Annotated in this window: 13 protein-coding genes; 8 read left to right on the top strand and 5 right to left on the bottom strand. The window is 70.3% G+C overall.

Going from position 1 to position 16836, the window contains the following annotated elements:
• Positions 1-211 precede the first annotated feature (211 nt).
• Positions 212-343: a hypothetical protein gene (locus OG965_RS37775; RefSeq protein WP_371656598.1), complete on the top strand. Its 132-nt coding sequence runs from the start codon at positions 212-214 to the stop codon at positions 341-343.
• A 72-nt stretch (positions 344-415) separates the two neighbouring features.
• Here the strand turns inward: OG965_RS37775 and OG965_RS37770 are convergent, their stop codons facing one another.
• The 3 genes from OG965_RS37770 to OG965_RS37760 all read right to left on the bottom strand — a co-directional run bounded on the left by OG965_RS37770 (position 416) and on the right by OG965_RS37760 (position 3350).
• A complete protein-coding gene (locus tag OG965_RS37770) occupies positions 416-1219 on the bottom strand; it encodes a JmjC domain-containing protein (RefSeq protein WP_371656597.1) in 804 nt (267 codons plus the stop codon).
• Between the two features lie 292 nt (positions 1220-1511).
• Positions 1512-1916, bottom strand: coding sequence for a transglycosylase SLT domain-containing protein (locus OG965_RS37765; protein ID WP_371648004.1), 405 nt, complete (start codon positions 1914-1916; stop codon positions 1512-1514).
• A gap of 573 nt (positions 1917-2489) precedes the next feature.
• Positions 2490-3350, bottom strand: coding sequence for a pectate lyase (locus OG965_RS37760; RefSeq protein WP_371656596.1), 861 nt, complete (start codon positions 3348-3350; stop codon positions 2490-2492).
• 560 nt (positions 3351-3910) lie between these two features.
• Here OG965_RS37760 and OG965_RS37755 point away from each other — a divergent pair.
• Genes OG965_RS37755 through araD form a run of 3 tightly spaced genes read left to right on the top strand, consistent with a single transcriptional unit; the run spans position 3911 to position 7232 of the window.
• Positions 3911-4567 carry a GntR family transcriptional regulator gene (locus tag OG965_RS37755; RefSeq protein WP_371656595.1) on the top strand — a complete coding sequence of 219 codons (657 nt, stop codon included), beginning with the start codon at positions 3911-3913 and terminating at the stop codon, positions 4565-4567.
• Positions 4564-5469, top strand: a complete 906-nt coding sequence (locus OG965_RS37750) for a dihydrodipicolinate synthase family protein (protein ID WP_371656594.1) — start codon at positions 4564-4566, stop codon at positions 5467-5469. The genes OG965_RS37755 and OG965_RS37750 overlap by 4 nt, the downstream gene beginning before the upstream one ends.
• A complete protein-coding gene (gene araD, locus OG965_RS37745) occupies positions 5466-7232 on the top strand; it encodes an L-arabinonate dehydratase (protein ID WP_371656593.1) in 1767 nt (588 codons plus the stop codon). Before OG965_RS37750 ends, araD begins: the two co-directional genes overlap by 4 nt.
• 98 nt (positions 7233-7330) lie before the next feature.
• Here araD and OG965_RS37740 read toward each other — a convergent pair whose 3' ends face one another.
• Positions 7331-11548, bottom strand: a complete 4218-nt coding sequence (locus OG965_RS37740; protein ID WP_371656592.1) for a S8 family serine peptidase — start codon at positions 11546-11548, stop codon at positions 7331-7333.
• Positions 11549-11639: 91 nt separating this feature from the next.
• On the opposite strand from OG965_RS37740, the gene OG965_RS37735 reads away from it, so the two are divergent.
• The 3 genes from OG965_RS37735 (at position 11640) to OG965_RS37725 (ending at position 14864) form a co-directional block, all read left to right on the top strand.
• The gene (locus OG965_RS37735; protein WP_371656591.1) at positions 11640-12587 is read left to right on the top strand and encodes a helix-turn-helix domain-containing protein; all 948 of its coding nucleotides are present in this window, start codon (positions 11640-11642) and stop codon (positions 12585-12587) included.
• 90 nt (positions 12588-12677) lie between these two features.
• A complete protein-coding gene (locus OG965_RS37730; RefSeq protein ID WP_371656590.1) occupies positions 12678-13808 on the top strand; it encodes a hypothetical protein in 1131 nt (376 codons plus the stop codon).
• Between the two features lie 51 nt (positions 13809-13859).
• The gene (locus tag OG965_RS37725; RefSeq protein WP_371656589.1) at positions 13860-14864 is read left to right on the top strand and encodes a TauD/TfdA family dioxygenase; all 1005 of its coding nucleotides are present in this window, start codon (positions 13860-13862) and stop codon (positions 14862-14864) included.
• 57 nt (positions 14865-14921) lie between these two features.
• On the opposite strand, the gene OG965_RS37720 is transcribed toward OG965_RS37725, so the two are convergent.
• Complete coding sequence (locus tag OG965_RS37720; RefSeq protein WP_371656588.1) at positions 14922-15638, bottom strand: DUF6333 family protein; 717 nt, start codon at positions 15636-15638, stop codon at positions 14922-14924.
• 340 nt (positions 15639-15978) lie between these two features.
• On the opposite strand from OG965_RS37720, the gene OG965_RS37715 reads away from it, so the two are divergent.
• Positions 15979-16779: an aminoglycoside phosphotransferase gene (locus OG965_RS37715; protein ID WP_371656587.1), complete on the top strand. Its 801-nt coding sequence runs from the start codon at positions 15979-15981 to the stop codon at positions 16777-16779.
• Positions 16780-16836: the final 57 nt, after the last annotated feature.

Below are 16836 nucleotides of genomic sequence, written 5' to 3'. Positions count from 1 at the left end.
CCCCGTCATCGTGCGAGTGCCATACCTCGCCCCTGTGTAACGGAGATTCCGCAGGTAGCAGCCGTTCCGGACCGGGAGGTGCCCGAAGAGGCAACCCCGGTTGCCTCTTCGTGCGCCGTCGCCCGTGAGGTGTTGACGGGACCGATCCGCCCCGGCCTACCGTCCGTTTCGTTCCGTCGCGAACCACGCGACCATGACGAGAGGATTTCTCATGAACAACGACACGATGCAGGACCTGTTCGACCTCGACGTGCGCGAGGTGGTGGCTGCGGGCGAGGCCGAGCAGAGCGCCGGCATCAGCGACTCCTGCGATGGTTCCTGCCACCGTCCGTTCTGTATCTGATACTGACGGATCGCGCGCACAAAGCGGCTGCGGTGGCCTTCGGCCCACCGCAGCCGCGGTGTTTTCCGCCGGTTACGCGGTGGGCCAGTCGGCCCGCCGCGCGGCGCCGGGGACATCCGGCAGGGGTCCGCGGGCCCGAGCCAGCAGTTCCTCGGGGGTCACCTCGTCGAGCGCCTTGCGCGCCGCATCGAGCACATCCCGTACGGAGTCCAGGAGTTGATCCTCCGTCAGCGGGCGCGCGGCATGGTCTCCGGGATCCGTGGTCAGCAGCGTGGCCAGCGTCTGGCGGATCCGCGCCGTGCCCGCCTCGCGTATGGTCAGCGCGATGTGGACGGAAAGCCCTTCGTTGCCGGTGGCGGTGTGCGGCGCGCCGCGCGGGACGTACAGCACATCACCCGGGCCGATCACGGTCCGCAGCACCGGCTCACCCGGCTCCGGGACCGGACCTGGCTTCCAGTGGCCATCGGCCGGGGCGCCGTACACGGTCCACTCCTTGCGGCCCGCGACCTGCACCACCAGTACGTCGGCGTCATCCCGGTGCACATCGAGCCCACGCCGACCGGCCATGGTCGCGAAGCAGAACGCCTCCACCCGCCGCCCCAGATCGTGCGCCAGCCGGGCGGTCAGCACCCCCACCGAGGCGTTCCACTGGTCGAGTTGGGGCAGCAGGAGGGTCGCCCCCTCGCCGAGGAGCCGCATGACGCGCTCCGGGTCGGCGAACCCCTGCGCCACCCGCCCGGCGACAACACGCTCGGCGCAGAACTCATGCGCTTCGACGACCGCGCCCTCACGCACCATCTCGACGTACGGCGTCCGCATCAGCCCGACGCGCAGCGCGTCCCCCAAGTCGTCGAGCCCCGGCACCTCTTGAGGCAACGCCCCGGTGTTGAACACCTCCGGCCTGCCGTGTCGACACCGCTCCAAGAACCTCTCGGGCTCCCCCACTAACCGGTCCAGCACTCCCCAACCCATGCCTGTTCCCCGTTCCTCGCGTCCGGTACGCGGTACCGGGTGTACCGCGGTGTGTCGAACCTACGGGATGAGGCTGCCGGTGGTGCCATGGTGTCCAGCGACGTGGTGCAGTGGCGGGGGGCTGCCGCATACGCAAGAACGCTCGGCCGGGTAGTCCCGGCCGAGCGTCTTTGGTGTGTCTGCTACCGCTGGTGGCTTAGTACCAGTGGTGGGTCTGCCAGAAGTTCCAGGCGCCGACGGGGCTGCCGTAGCGGTCGTTCATGTAGTCCAGGCCCCACTTGATCTGGGTGGCCGGGTTGGTCTTCCAGTCCGCACCGGCCGAGGCCATCTTCGAGGCCGGCAGAGCCTGGACCAGGCCATAGGCGCCCGAGGAGGAGTTCGTGGCGGTGTGGTCCCAGCCACTCTCATGGGAAACGATGTTGTTGAAGGCCGCGAACTGCGCCGGGTCCTTGATCATCTGCTGGGCGATCGCCTTGGCGCTCGACGGGGCCGCCTGGGCGGGAACCGTGGCGAGCATGGAACCGGCGGCACCGAGGGCGACGACGGCACCCGCGAGGGTCTTCTTCGAAGCGGCGATGCGGCGGATGACGGACTTCGACACAGGCAGGCCTTCCAACGGGGACAAGGACGGTCGCGGCACGCCACAGGCATGCGTGAGCCACTCACACGAGGGAGAGGGATTCGTCTGCGGCGGGAAGAAACACCCGGGCCGCTCGGCGACTCATCCAGTTCTACCGGCGCCCCGACGGCCTGGCAACAACCCCACCTACTAGACAGCCTCGCACCCGGGCACCGACGCCCCTGCCACCGCCGGACGGCGATTCGCGCAGGTGAGAGCCCACATAAGGCAGCGATACGGCGCCCCACGGGACTACGATCCTCGCTCGTACGTGACGTAGGTCCTATGGGGCGGCTCACCTTTGAAACGCCTCAGCATCACCAAGAGTGACCACGTATACCCTTCCGAGATGCTGGTGGGACGGGGCGATCACCTCGAAATCAGAGGAAAACGACGGGCTGAATGCCGCGCTTCACCGGCTCCGTGCCATCGACCCACCCGAACCGGACTCCCCCGGCCCACCCGCCTCCCCGGCGAGTGCGGCGGACCGAACCGCCGCCCGACGTGGTCCCTCGCCGGGCGGCGGCCTGCAGCTGCACTACAGCCGGCAACCGGTCAGTTGTAGATGATGTCGGCGGCGGAGTAGCGGCAGTATGTGCCGTCCGGGCCGCTGCCGAGCACCTTGGGCTCGGCGCCCGTGTTGTTGCCCTCGTAGCGCACGCACGGCTTGATCTTCTTGCTGCTGTCGCCGTGGATGCGGACACTGCGCAGGGTGGCACCGTCCCCGTAGTTGCTGTTGATGCCCACCAGAGCTTTGCCGGGCGCGGTCGTGTCCACGTTGTCGACGACCACCTTGCGCTTGTACTGGGTGGAGCAGTTGCCGCAGCTGCGTACGAGCTTGCCGAAGTCGGCGACCTGGAACCCGCCGGTGACGGTCAGGGTGCCGGCGCCGTTGAACTGGAAGACCTTGTCCGACGCCTTCCTCGCACCGCCGCCCTCCACGCGGTAGACGGCCGAGGACGACTTGCCCTTGAAGGTTGCGGCGTCCTCGCCGACGTCCTCCCACCAGACGTTCTTCAGCGTGCAGGTTCCCAGGCAGTGGATGCCGTCGGCGCCGGGCGCGCCGATGACGACGTTGGACAGGACAGCCCCGTCCTTCAGCTGGAACAGCGGGGACTGGTTCTCGTTCTGGCCGCCGTCGCCGAGGTCGCCGCTGCCGTAGAAGCGCCGCATCTGTCCGTCGTACGCACCCGAGACCTCGATGGTCGCCGGGACGGGCTTGCTGGTGGTGGGTGTCGGCCAGGCGGCCGCGGCCGCGGCGGTGGCCGCGTTCGCCGTACCCGTGAGCGCACCCCCGAGGATCGCGGTGGCGGCCAGGCCGAACGCGGCGGCGCCCGCTGCGAGGGCGCGGTGCCCGGCGGCCCGGCGGGGCTGCCGCGTGCGGGTCTGTGCTCGGGTTTGTGCTGGTGAAGTCATGTCTCATCTCCTTGTGCTGCGGGGCCTGCGGTCGTCAGAGCTTTCCGGCTCCCGCTCCCGCCGTCACCGAAGCGACGACGGACGAGGCGGGTTCGGCGGCCCCCGCGGCATGGAGCAGCCCGGCCAATGCCGTGGCGGCGACGGCGGTCGCGGCGATGAGGAGGGCGCGGGAGCGCTTGTGGGGGCGTGAGTGCGCATGCGGGTGGGTCCCTTCGGTTCGGGATGCTGCCCATCGGTTCGGGATGTTGCCCATGGGTTCGGACGAGTGGGGATGAGCCAGACAGTTCAGTGTGTGGAACGGCGTTCTACTACCTGATTTGCTCTGATCGCAGCCATGTACGGCAACTGCCGTTCTCTCGACGCGTGCCACATGGGCGAGCAATCCGGGTCACACTGATGAATGGAACGTAGATGGCAAGCGATTTCTCGTCAACGCCCCCGGCGCATCCGGTGCCGGTGCGTCAGATCCGTTGACGCGCCCCGGAATCCGCTCTACTTTCATCGCGTCGTACCTGATGCGTCATATATGAGATGCCATACGTGACAGTCGAGAGGCGCGCATGACCTCTGTGCCCACACCCATCCCCTCCCGGACCCAGTTCGTGCTTGAGGCCGTCAAGCACCGCATTCTCACCGGCCAGTTGGCCCCAGGTCAGGCTCTCGTCGAGGTCGAACTCGCCACGCACTACGGGGTGTCCAAGACCCCCGTGCGCGAGGCGCTCAAGACACTGGCCGGCACCGGGCTCGTCGTGATGAACCAGTACAAGGGCGTCACGGTGCGCATGGTGGACGCGGACATGGCGCGCGAGGTGTACGACGTGCGGCTGCTCCTGGAACCCGAGGCGCTGCGCCGCACCGTCCACAGCGCCGCGGACCTGGACGCCGCGCGCGACGCGCTGGAGCGCGCCGACACCGCGGCGGACACCGCCGAACGCTCCCTGGCCAACCGGGAGTTCCACCGCGCGCTGTACCTCCCGTGCGGCAACCCGCTGCTCGCGCGCATGCTGGACGAGGTGCGCGACCAGGCCGCCCTGGTCTCCGCGGTCGCCTGGGCGGCCGATCCGTCGTGGGAGCGGGAGGCCACCGAGCACCGGGAGATCCTGCGGCTCGCTCTGGCCGGCGACGCGGACGGCGCCTCCCGTGCCCTGCACGCCCACATCGCGTCCTTCGTTGAGCGGGCCTTCCCCCGGCCCCACGGAGAGGACCTGGCGGTATGACGACGTACGAATCCATGCGCGCCGCCCTGGCCGATGTCGTGGCGATCCCGGTGACCCCGTTCGCCGAGGACGGCTCCATCGAGCACGACACCCACCGCGCCCTGCTGCGCAGGCTGCTCGACCACGGTGTACGGACGCTGACGCCGAACGGGAACACCGGAGAGTTCTACGCGCTGACTCCGCAAGAGCGCGGCACCGTCGTGGAGTTGACCGTCTCGGAGGCCGCGGGGCGAGCGGCGATCGTGGTCGGTGTCGGGCACGATGTGCCGACCGCCATCGACGCCGCCCGGCACGCACGGGAGGCGGGCGCCGACATGCTGATGGTCCATCAGCCCGTGCACCCCTACGTCGCGGCGGGCGGCTGGGTCGACTATCACCGCGCCATCGCCGAGGCCGTCCCGGAGCTGGGCGTCGTCCCGTACATCCGTAATACGCGCCTGGCGGGCAGGCACTTGGCCGCGCTGGGCGAGGTGTGCCCGAACGTGATCGGGGTGAAGTACGCGGTGCCGGACGCGGCGCGGTTCGCCGCTTTCGCCCGCGACGCCGGTCTGGAGCGCTTCGTGTGGGTGGCCGGTCTCGCCGAGCCGTACGCGCCCTCCTACTTCTCCGCCGGGGCGATCGGATTCACCTCCGGCCTGGTCAATGTCGCGCCCAAGGTTTCCCTGAGCATGCTCGAAACACTGCGGTCGGGCGACTATCCGGGCGCCATGCGGGTGTGGGAGCAGATCCGCCGTTTCGAGGAACTGCGCGCCGCCGACTCCTCCGCCAACAACGTGACGGTGGTCAAGGAGGCCCTGGCCGTGCTCGGTCTGTGCCGGCGCCACGTACGTCCCCCCAGCAGGCCGCTCGACGCGGCCGGGCGCGCGGAGGTCGCCGCCATCGTCGAGGGGTGGGGCATATGAACCCCGCCGCATCACCGACCCCACCCCCCGAGGAGACTCGCCGCCGCGCTCCCGAGGAACTGCGCAGCCATCAGTGGTACGGCACCGACGGCCTGCGCTCCTTCAGCCACCGCGCCCGCACCCGCCAGCTCGGCTATCTGCCCGAGGAGCACCTGGGCAAGCCGGTCATCGCCATCCTCAACACGTGGTCCGACATCAACCCCTGCCACGTCCATCTGCGCGAGCGCGCCCAGGCCGTCAAACGCGGGGTGTGGCAGGCAGGGGGCTTCCCCCTCGAATTCCCGGTGGCCACCCTGTCCGAGACCTTCCAGAAACCCACCCCGATGCTCTACCGCAACCTCCTCGCCATGGAGACGGAGGAGCTGCTGCGCTCGTACCCGGTGGACGGGGCGGTGCTGATGGGCGGCTGCGACAAGTCGACGCCCGCGCTGCTCATGGGGGCGATCTCGGTCGACCTGCCCACCGTGTTCGTGCCCGCGGGGCCGATGCTGCCCGGCCACTGGCGGGGCGAAGTCCTCGGCTCCGGCACGGACATGTGGAAGTACTGGGACGACAAGCGCGCCGGACTGATCGGCGACTGTGAACTGGCCGGTCTGGAGAACGGCCTGGCCCGCTCCCCCGGCCACTGTATGACGATGGGCACCGCCTCCACGCTCACCGCGGCTGCCGAAGCCCTGGGGGTGACGGTTCCCGGCGCCTCCTCCATTCCCGCCGTCGCTTCCGAGCACGACCGTATGGCGGCCGCCTCGGGGCTGAGGATCGTCCAACTGGTGCACGAGGACCGGAGGTTGTCCACGCTCGTCACTCGGGACGCCTTCGAGGACGCGGTGACCACGGTCCTCGCGCTGGGCGGTTCCACCAATGCTGTCATCCACCTGATCGCGATGGCCCGGCGGGCGGGCGTCGAGCTGACCCTCGACGACTTCGACCGCATCGCCCGGACCGTCCCGGTGCTCGCGAACGTACGCCCCGGCGGCGACACCTACCTCATGGAGGACTTCCACTTCGCGGGCGGACTGCCCGCACTGCTCTCCCGGATCACCGACCTGCTCCACCTGGACCGGCCGACCGTCGCGCACGACACCCTGCGCGAGCAGCTCGCCACCGCCGAGGTCCACCACGACGACGTGATCCGGCCCCGCACCGATCCGGTCGCGGTCGAGGGCGGACTCGCGGTGCTGCGCGGCAATCTGTGCCCGGACGGCGCCGTCATCAAGCACTTCGCCTGTGAGCAGCGGCTGCTCAAGCACACCGGCCCGGCGGTCGTCTTCGACGACTACCGCCGGCTCCAGCGCACCGTCAACGACCCGTCGCTCGGCATCACCGCCGACAGTGTCCTGGTCCTGCGCGGCTCCGGCCCCAAGGGCGGTCCCGGTATGCCCGAGTACGGGATGCTGCCGATCCCCGACCACCTGCTCAAGCAAGGGGTGCGGGACATGGTGCGGATCTCGGACGCACGGATGAGCGGTACGTCGTACGGCGCGTGCGTCCTGCACATCGCACCCGAGTCGCACGTGGGCGGCCCGCTCGCCCTCGTTCGCACCGGCGACCTCATCACCCTCGACGTCGCGGCCCGCAGCCTCCACCTCAACGTGACGGACAAGGAGTTGGCCCGTCGGCGGACCGAGTGGTCGCCGCCGCCCGCCCGGTTCGAGCGCGGGTACGGAGCCCTGTACAGCGAGCACATCACTCAGGCCGACACCGGCTGCGACTTCACCTTCCTCGCCCGGCCCGGCACGGTGCCGGATCCGTACGCCGGCTGACCCGCGCACCACAGGCGGTGACGACGGCGGGGGAGACGGCCGACGAGAAAGGGGTGGCGCGCCCGGTGCGTGCGAGCCACCCCTTCGCTCCTGCCCGGTCAGAGCTTCAGGCGGTGCACACCTCCCTGCACCGTGCCCACGTACAGCCAGCCGCCGGCGGCCGCCAGGCTGGTGGCGTTGAGGTTCTGCAGGCCGGTGGAGATGTTCTGCCAGCTGCGGCCGCCGTCCGTGGAGCGCAGGACGCCTCGGCCCCCGCGCGGCAGGGCCGCCTCCCAGTAGCTGGTGGTGGCCGCGTAGAGGGTGCTGCCCACCTGCAGCACGTCGCTGACCCGCAGCGGCAGCTCGCCGGTGTCGGCGGTGCGGAAGGTTTTTCCGCCGTCCGTCGAGACCTTGATCGCGTCGCCGCCGGTCAGCATCTTCGACCCGGTGAACTCGATGGTGTCCACGCGTCCGTCGGCGACCTTGGTGATGTCGTCGCCGCCGTTGTCCGAGCGGTAGAGGCCGTCGGGGGCGCCGAGCCACAGCCGGTCCGGGTTCTTCGAGTCGCCCGCGACGGCGGTGAAGTACGTCTGGTCGTTGAGGAGGTTCTTCCAGTTGGCGCCGCCGTCCTCGGTGGAGAACAGGCCCCTGCCCAGGAGATTCGCGTACGAGACATACACGCGGTCGGGGTCGGCGGGGTGCACCGCCAGGGCGAAGACCGTGCCGTTGCTCTCGCCCTTCTTCTGCCAGGTGGCACCCCCGTCGCCGCTGCGTTCCAGGTCGAAGTTGCCCCAAGCTCCGCTGCGCACCCGCCACACGATCCGCGAGTCCTTGGCGGAGGTCTGCAGCAGCCGGGTGCCGACGCCGATCCTGCCCTCGCCACCGGTGGTTCCCCACTCGGCGCCGGAGACCGGTAGCTGCGAGCGGTGCGTGCCCTGCTGGCCGGCCGCGAGCAGTTGGTCACCGCTGATGGCCAGGGAGTTGACGGTGCCGCCCTGGACGCCGAGGCGCCGATAGTCCCTGCCCTCCGCCGTGCCCCGGTAGACACCGGCCGCGTCCGCCGAGACGGTCAGCGAGCCGTCGGCCCAGCGGTCGAAGTCGGACGTGGTCGAGGCGCGGTTGACGGCCGGAAGGGTGCTCCATTGGCGGCCGTGGTCGCGGCCGACCCGGATGTCCTTGCCGTAGCCGATGTACATGTCGCCGCCGGTGAGGGTCAGACCCGTACCGCCGTATCCGTGGTTGTCCAGCGTGGCCCAGGTCTTGCCGCCGTCGAAGGAGCCGACGACGCCGGACCCGACCTCGTACACCGCCACGGTCCGGCTGTCCGCGACGACGGTGACGGAGACCTTGCCGCCGGTGGGCTCGTACACCTTGGCGGCTTTGCCGAGGGTTCCGGAGGACAGGCCGTCGCGCTTCCACAGTGACTTGCCCGCTGAGAAGTAGAGGCTGTCGCCGCCGATCGCCACGTCGTAGACGACGTCGACGGGGATGCCGAGGGGCTCGGTGGTCCAGGTGTCGCCGCCGTCCTTGCTGATCAGCAGGTCGGTGGCGGTGACGGCGACGAGGCTCTTGCCCGCCTCGTCGGTGAGGAAGTCGGTGATGTACGTGTCGGGGGTGTTCAGCGTCCGCCAGGTGCGGCCTCCGTCCTCGGTGCGCAGGATCGAGCCCGTACGGGGAATGCCGGATCTGCTGTTGGCCGCGTACCACCAGCGCTTGGCGTTCTTCGGGTCGATGACGGTGAAGGCCTCGCCGCCCACGTCACCGAGCGGCAGCCGGGTGTGCTGCTTCCAGGTCGCGCCGTTGTCCTCGGTGGACCAGGGGCCGGTCTTGTTGTACTGGGTGAGGATGGCGGATCCGGCGGCGCTCGGCGCGGTGGTGATGTCGCCGCTCTCGGAGTTGGGGCCGACGGGCTGCCAGCGGGAGTTGCGGCTGTTCGCGGGGGTGACCTCGAAGCCGTCCTGGTTGCTGGTCAGTGTCCTGCCGTCGGTGGTCCGGCCATCGGCGGACACCAGGTGGGCGCCCTCGCCGCGGCCGGTGATCTCCGCCTGGTAGACGTTTTGGGTGCGGAGCGTGGTGGTGACGGTGTAGGGCCTGCCGTGCGGCGGGGTGACGGTCAGGACCGGCGGCTTCGCCAGCGGGGCCGGGGTGAAGACGACGGCGGTGGACTTACCGTCGCTCGGGTCGGGGCCGGCCTGGACGAACAGCTTCCGTACGACCAGGAGGTACGGGACGCGCAGTGCGATGCCGTGCTCGGGGGCGACGGTGACCGTGCCGCTGATCTCGGCCTCCCCCGCCGGGCGGTCGGCCCGCAGGGTCACGGTCGCCGTCGCACTGGCGCCCGCCGGGATGCGCAGGGTCTCCGGGCTGACCCTGGCCTCGCCGCTCGCCTTCAGGCGGACGGTGCGGGCCCTGGTGCCGGAGTTGGTCACGGTGAGCTTCTTGCTGCCGCCAACCGTGTGCTTGGCGAGGTCGGCGAGGCCGTAGGAGAGGGTCGCCGGGGTGGTGGTGATGCCGGTGCCCGCCGTGTCGGCGGCCGCGGCGACGTCGAGGCGGCCGGAGCCGACGGTGCTCGTCCCGTAGCCCTTGATCTGCTTCGTGGAGCCCACCAGTTCGGAGGTGACCTTGGCCGGGCTCTCGCCGGGGTGCAGCTGACGCAGCAGGGCGGCGGCGCCCGCGACGTGCGGCGCCGCCATCGACGTACCCGACATGCGGTAATAGCCGGGTGCGTAGAGGGACTTGGGGACGGTGGAACGGATGTCGTAGCCCGGTGCGACCAGGTCCGGCTTCAGGTCCCACCTCAGGCCGGGGCCGCGCGAGGAGAACGAGGCGATCTTGTCGGTGACATCCGTGCCGCTGACCGTCACCGCCACCTTGCCCTTCGCCAGGCGGCGGCCGAGCTCGGCGTACTGGGTGGAGTCGATACCCAGCATGACCATGGTGTCCATGCGCAGCGAGTCGCCGGAGTCCTTGAGGGAGGTCTGCGCGGCGAGCGGGACCGAGCCGTCGTGGGAGGGGAGTTGAGGCTGGTCCTGTGACAGCGGGGCCGGTGCGGCGAACACCGGGCCACCGCCTCCGGACGGCCCGCCGATGAGGGCGATCGCGCCGCGGCGCTCGGCCTCCCGGGCCATCTCGATCTCGGTCATGTACAGGTCCCGCGAGGACTGGGCGACCAGCATGTCGATGCGGACGGCCTTGCCCTTGACGTCGCCGACCCGCTCCCAGTCCTGCGCGGCGCCCCGCCCGACATCGACGAGATCGGCGGTGACGGGCTTGACGGGCGGATTGGCGGAGACCATTCCGCGGTACGTCTGGATCTTCTCGCCGCCCTTGTAGGCGGCGCTCGGTATGCGCAGCCCGCTGATGGAGGCGCCGACCGCGATGACGCCGTCGGCGGCGGCCGGGGTGCTCACGGTGCCCCTGCCCGGACCCTCGTTGCCGGCGGAGGCGACGACGACAACGCCCGCCCTGGCGGCGGCGGTTGCGGCCGCGCCCAGCGGGTCGGTGCCGTCCCCGTAGCCGCCGAGGCTCATGTTGATGACATCGGCGCGGTGCGGATTGGCCGGGTCGATCGCGGCCTCGATACCGGCCACGATGTCGGAGGTGTAGCCCTCCCCCGCGTCGTCCATGACCTTGTACGCCAGGATGCTCGCGCCCGGCGCCACACCGGTGACGCCGCCCTGCCCGGCGGCCTTGCCCGCGATGATGCCGGCGACATGGGTGCCGTGGCCATTGTCGTCCATCGGATCGGCATCGCCGTTGGCGAAGTCGTAGCCGCCGACGACCTTGTGGCCCTCGCCGAAGCCGCCGCCGAGGTCGGGATGGGTGTAGTCGACCCCGCTGTCCAGGACGGCGACGGTGGTGCCCTTGCCGTCAGCACTGTTGCCCGCCTGGTCCTTGCGCCGCCACACCTGCGGAGCGTTGATCAGCGGCACACTCGCATCGGTGAGGACGCGCATCTTGGCATCGGGGACCACGGAGGCCACCCCGGGCAACCGCTTCAGCGCGGCGACCTCGGAAGCCTTCACCGTCACCGCGACCGCGTTGAGCAGCAGATTCAGCGTGCGTGGTGAACCGGCGTGCAGCCCGGCGCCCTTGGCCCGGTCAAGAAACGACTTCTGTCGGCCGGCGATGGCGGCCCGGTCCGTACCGATGGCCCGGGCGTCGGCAGAGCGCAGAACGCCCTTCCCGGCCGCGGCGGCTTCCCCGGTCAGCGTGACGATGACGCGCTGCTCCGGATCCTGGTGGGGGTCCGCGGTGGCGGACTGGGGCACCGCGGACAGCAGGCCGCCGAGGACGGCGACCGCGAGTGCGGCAGTGAGGGATCTTCGAGGGGTCATACCCGACCAAGTAATCGGAATCCCGTGGTCCAGACAATGATTTGGCCTGGCCCATTGCTGCCCCTGGCACATACAGGCCAGGATCCTGTCCATGCCCCAGCTGACCGCTGCCGGAATCGACCCGTTCGACGAGAGCGTCTACCGAGCGCTCCTCGTCCGCCACACCGCCGCTCCCGCCGAGTTGGCCGGCGATCTGTCCTGCTCCACCGAGCGGGTCGCCCGCGCCCTGGACCGACTGCGCGAAAACGGCCTGGTAGGGCGGCTCTCCGGAACTCGCCGCCGCTACGCGGCCATCGAGCCTGGCGCGGCCCTGGAGTCCCTGGTCCGCTCCCGTACCGCCGACCTCGACGGCGTACGGGCGGCCGCCGGTGAGCTCTCCCGTCTGTTCACCACGGCCCAGCAGGGCAGCTTCGAACAGGTCGAAGTCATCACCGGCGGCGAGGCGTTGGGCCGCTGGTTCGTACAGCTGCAGCAGGAAGCACGCGAGGAGGTCATCACACTGGACCGCCCGCCGTACGCGCTCACCACCTCCAACCCGGTCGAGGCGACGGCCCTCACCCGGGGCGTCCGCTATCGCGCCGTGTACGCCCCCGAGGCCCTGGAATGGCCCGGAGTGCTGAGCGACATCCGCGAGTTGGTGGACCACGGCGAGCAGGCCCGCGTCCTGCCCGGTCTCCGTATCAAACTGGCCATCGCGGACCGGCGCCTCGCCCTGATGCCGCTCTCCCTCGACTTCACCGCGGAGGTACGCGCGGCCGTCATCCGCCCCTCCGCCCTCCTGGACGGACTGATCGACTACTGGGAACTCTGCTGGCGCACGGCCACCCCGCTGGACGCCCCCGCCGACGACCCGCTCAACGAGGAGGACCGCCAGATGCTCACCCTGCTGGTCGGCGGCCTCAAGGACGAGGCGATAGCCCGCCAGTTGGGCTGGTCGGTGCGGACGATGCGGCGCCGGATCAGCCGCCTCCACGAGGAACTGGGCGCGGCCAACCGCTTCCAGGCGGGGGTGATCGCGGCCCGCCGGGGGTGGATATGAAACCCCGTATGACAACTCCGGGGTCCAGTACAAGAACAGACTCGCAGATCAAGGTTTCGTGAGGAGTGTTCCTGGCGAAACACTTCAACCATGGGCTTACATCCGGTCGTCGAACACCCTGCCGTCGCCGTCTTCCGTGAACCCCGAGGCGGGCGGCCCGTCCCGATACTGGGCCCACGGGTCGAAGCCGAGGCGAGGCGGACGGCGCGTGTGCTGGCCGGGGTGGCGACCCACGCCAGACCTGTCGAGCGGACCGTCGCGCTGCGGCAGGCCACCGCGGCTGCCGGTGAGTTGGTGACCGCCCTGTCGGCTCTGGCTCCGGCCGTACTCGGTGAGGAAGTGCCGGCGGAGTCGACCAGTCAGTCATACTTCCGGGTCCGTGAGGTGGAGCTGTCGGATCAGCAGGCCGCTCTGCACGGTGCCCTGGTCATCCACCGCGGTCTGGAAGATCTGTGTGATGCTCCGCTGTCGGGTGCCGACCTGGCGCTGGAGGTGGACGGGATACGGCAGTCGGTGCTCGACCTCACCGGCGCGGCACCGGGCTCCGATCGTGACCTCGCCTCGCCGGTGGCCCTCCTGGCGCGGGCGCCCGAGCCTGGTGCGGGGCCGTCGTTGGAGAGTGTGTGGAGTGCCCGGTGGCTCATCGGGCACCAGGTCCATGTCCTGTTCAACATCTGCGCCGCGGTCGCCGTGGCCGACGCCACCCGCCATCTGCGGCACGGCGACGGCGATGCCGCGCTGCTGCGGCTCGCAGACGCGACCGTGTATGTGCGGGGTTTCCCGGCGGCCATGACCCACGCCAGTACGATCCCGACCGACTACTACATGACGGCGATACGCCAGAGCATGGCGCCTCCGTCGGTGGACGTCCCGTTGAGCGGGCGCCAGCATCGCGGCTACAAACTGTTCCGGGCGGCGATGAAGGACCTGCTGTCCGTGGTTCCCGACTCCTACGAGCAGCTGGCGGCCCGCGCCCCGGAGCTGGCCGAGGCACGGGACGCCCTGTTGGAAGCCGACATCGTGGACAGTGAACGGCACGTCACCCTGGCGTACTCGATGGTGCATCTGCGTCGTTCCATCGCTCAGCGGCCTGAGGGCCCCGACAACGCCGTCGCCGAACTACGGCTCATGCGCCATCGCCGAGCGGCCCAGTACGCCCCCCTGATCCGATTCGGGGACCTCTACGTCGCCGACGCGGTAGCCGGCCTGCGCCGCTCGTAAGTCGCCTCGTAAGTCCGCGCGTCCGACGCCCACACCCGGCAGGAGACCCTGATGCCCGAGACGACGCCCGGCCCCACCCGAAGCACAACCGCCGACCGGGAACTCGATCCGGCCGATGCCGGCGCGTGCGAGCGGGTGGCCCGCACCCTGTGCACCGGCGGGCACGACCAGATCGACAGCCCGCAGTGGCTGGCACGGGCCCGCGACGCCTGGGAGGACCTTCCACTGCTGCTGCGCCGTGAGGTGCGCCGGTTCCGACGACACTCCGGCCCGTACGGCACCTTGGTGATCGGCGGTCTGCCCGTCGATCAGGCGGCCCTGCCCGCGACACCGGCCCTGCCCAACTCGGTCCAGCGCCAGGCCACCGTCCCGGCCGCAGTGCTCACCATGGTGGCCTGCGGGCTCGGCGAGCCCCTCGCTTACCTTGCCGAGAAATCCGGTGCCCTCGTACAGGACGTCGTGCCCGTGCCCGGGCAGGAGACCTTCCACGGCAACGCCGGCTCGGCGCCGCTCTCCTTCCACACCGAGAACGGCTTCCACCCCCACCCACCCGACTACGTGATCTTCCTGTGCCTGCGCGCCGACCACGACCGGACCGCCGGCCTGCGCACCGCCGGCATCCGCCAGGCACTGCCGCTCCTCACCCCAGCCGGCCGCCAGGCCCTGTTCGCACCGGAGTTCATCACCACACCACCACCCTCCTTCAGCCCCGACGCAGCCGTGAACAAGCCTGCTGCCACACCCCGACCGGTGCTGTCAGGAGCAGCCGAGGACCCTGACATACGCATGGCCCAGCTCGTCACCACCCCGCTCACCCCTCGGGCCACCGCGGCGCTGACCGAATTCGGCCACGCCTGCGAGGCGACCGCCCGCACCCTGCGCCTGACCCCCGGCGACCTGGTCATCATCGACAACCGCGTCACCGTCCACGGGCGCACCGCCTTCCAGCCCCGTTACGACGGAGCGGACCGCTGGCTGCAACGCACCTACGTCACCACCGACCTGCGCCGCTCCCGCGACCACCGCCCCCACGACGGCCACGTGCTCGCCCGCTGACCAGCCTGAAGAGTTTCGATCCTCGGACCCCCCAGCCAGTGGCCGCCGCCTTACGCCCTAGATGAAGTACAGGTCCTCCATGTCCCGCACCGCGTCCTGCGAATGCCGCACGCGGAACGCGGTGGCCTGCATCTCCTCCCACCCCCACGGGTCTGAATGGCCCAGCGCCAGACCCGCCAGGCGGGACCACTCGATTTCGTTCAGTGCCTCGTTCAGGTCGACACCGGCGTTGTCGAGCATCCAGCTCTTGAGATCCAGGGAGGCGATCACCGCCTCCGGGTCACCGCTGACGACGAACGGCTCGTCCCCGGGCCAGCCGGAGGCGTGGAACATGGCGCCGTCCGGCAGCCACACGATGTCCTCGGTGTGCTCCATGCCACCGTGGTAGGCGACCCGGCCCACGATCCGCGCATCGGGGAATCGCTTACGCAGCGCACCGGCCGCCGACCTCAGCGGCTCGTCATTCCCGTCGGTCGCGAACGCCGGATTCACGATGCTCAACATGCCCCCCCATGCGGCGGCATGGACGATGTCCAGATCGACACGCACCGCGGAGGGCAACGGGGTCTGCACGGAGCGCGGGCCGAGGTCTTCCAACACCTCCTCAATGCCCTCGAACGACTCGGCGAACGCGCGTGCCCGCGACGGGTCTTGAGACGGGAGGCTGCGGGCATCGACGTTGAACGGCGACTGAGCCACCGTCAGGTGACATAGACCCATCGAGCCGCGAACTATCCGGTCCGGCGCGGAAGTCCAGTACTTGGTATCGGTCATGCGGGTCACCGTAGCCGCAGGGGGCGACAGCCGGTCCACGGGTCGGCCCCTGTTATCAGGCGGCCGGAGACAGCGGCGCTGGTGCGGCACATGACCGTTTCAACCGGAGCCCCCTGTTCGGGCAACTCGGTGATCGCCAATCTGATTTTCCCCCAAGGTCTTTAGCAGCGACCAGGGTTGAAAACGCGGCCGGCGGCTACGCTGCGCCCATGACAAGCCCGGCGCGGAAGCCTCCCGCACGCCCGCCCTCCCAGCCGCCGCCGGGGCGTCCACCCAGCGGGCCGGGGCCGGACAAGAACCCTCCCTTCCCGCCGAATCCCCCGGGGGCGGGAGCCTGACCATGCGCGTCGAACGTCTCTCCTTCAACCAGCTGCCCGAAGCGACCCGCGCGGCGGTGGATGACCGGGTCGGTACGGAGTGCACGAGAGCTGAGATGGCCACGGGGGACAGTTCTGGTGTGGCCACGCTTCTGTATCTCCCGGACGGCGGAAAGATCTTCGTGAAAGGGCTGCCCGAGGACCACGAGCGGGCCGGTGAGCTCGGGGTGGAGGCGAAGGTCAATGCGTATCTGCCCGACTTCGCGCCCAAGCTGCTGTGGGACCTGTCAGCGGGCGGGTGGCGGCTGCTGGGCTTCGAGGGCGTCACCGCGACCCCCTGGGCCGACTTCACGCCGGACGGAGGTCATCTGGAGCCCGTCGCGGCGGCGCTGCGTGAGCTGAGTACCCGGCCCGCACCGGATGTCGGCCTGATGACGGCATGGGACCGGTGGAGCCACTACTGCGATCCCGAGGACGAGCCGTTGCTCCAAGGACGCCAGCTCCTGCACACCGACCCCGCGGCGACGAACTTCCTCGTCGCCGACCGGGCATGGCTGATCGACTGGGCGTGGGCGGCACGGGGGCCGGGATGGATCGACGCGGCCCTGTGGGGCTTCCGCCTCGTCCTGGACGGGAAGCAGACCCCTGAACAGGCGGAGGAGTGGGTCTCGGCCATCCCCGCTTTTACTGAGGCACCCCGCCAGGGGGTGCGCGTACTCACCGAGGCCGAGGCGCGGTCGTGGGAGGACTGGAAGGCGTACGGCGTGGTGGGGATCGAAGCAACCGCCAAGGCCGCCCGCACATGGGCCGACTTCTGGGCCTGATCTACGGCTCGCGGAGGTGCGCGGTACGGGAGCCTGGTCACAGCCACCCTGGCCGTC

The organism is Streptomyces sp. NBC_00224, assembly GCF_041435195.1.
Classification (GTDB): domain Bacteria; phylum Actinomycetota; class Actinomycetes; order Streptomycetales; family Streptomycetaceae; genus Streptomyces.
This window is presented reverse-complemented; position numbering and strand designations above follow the sequence as displayed.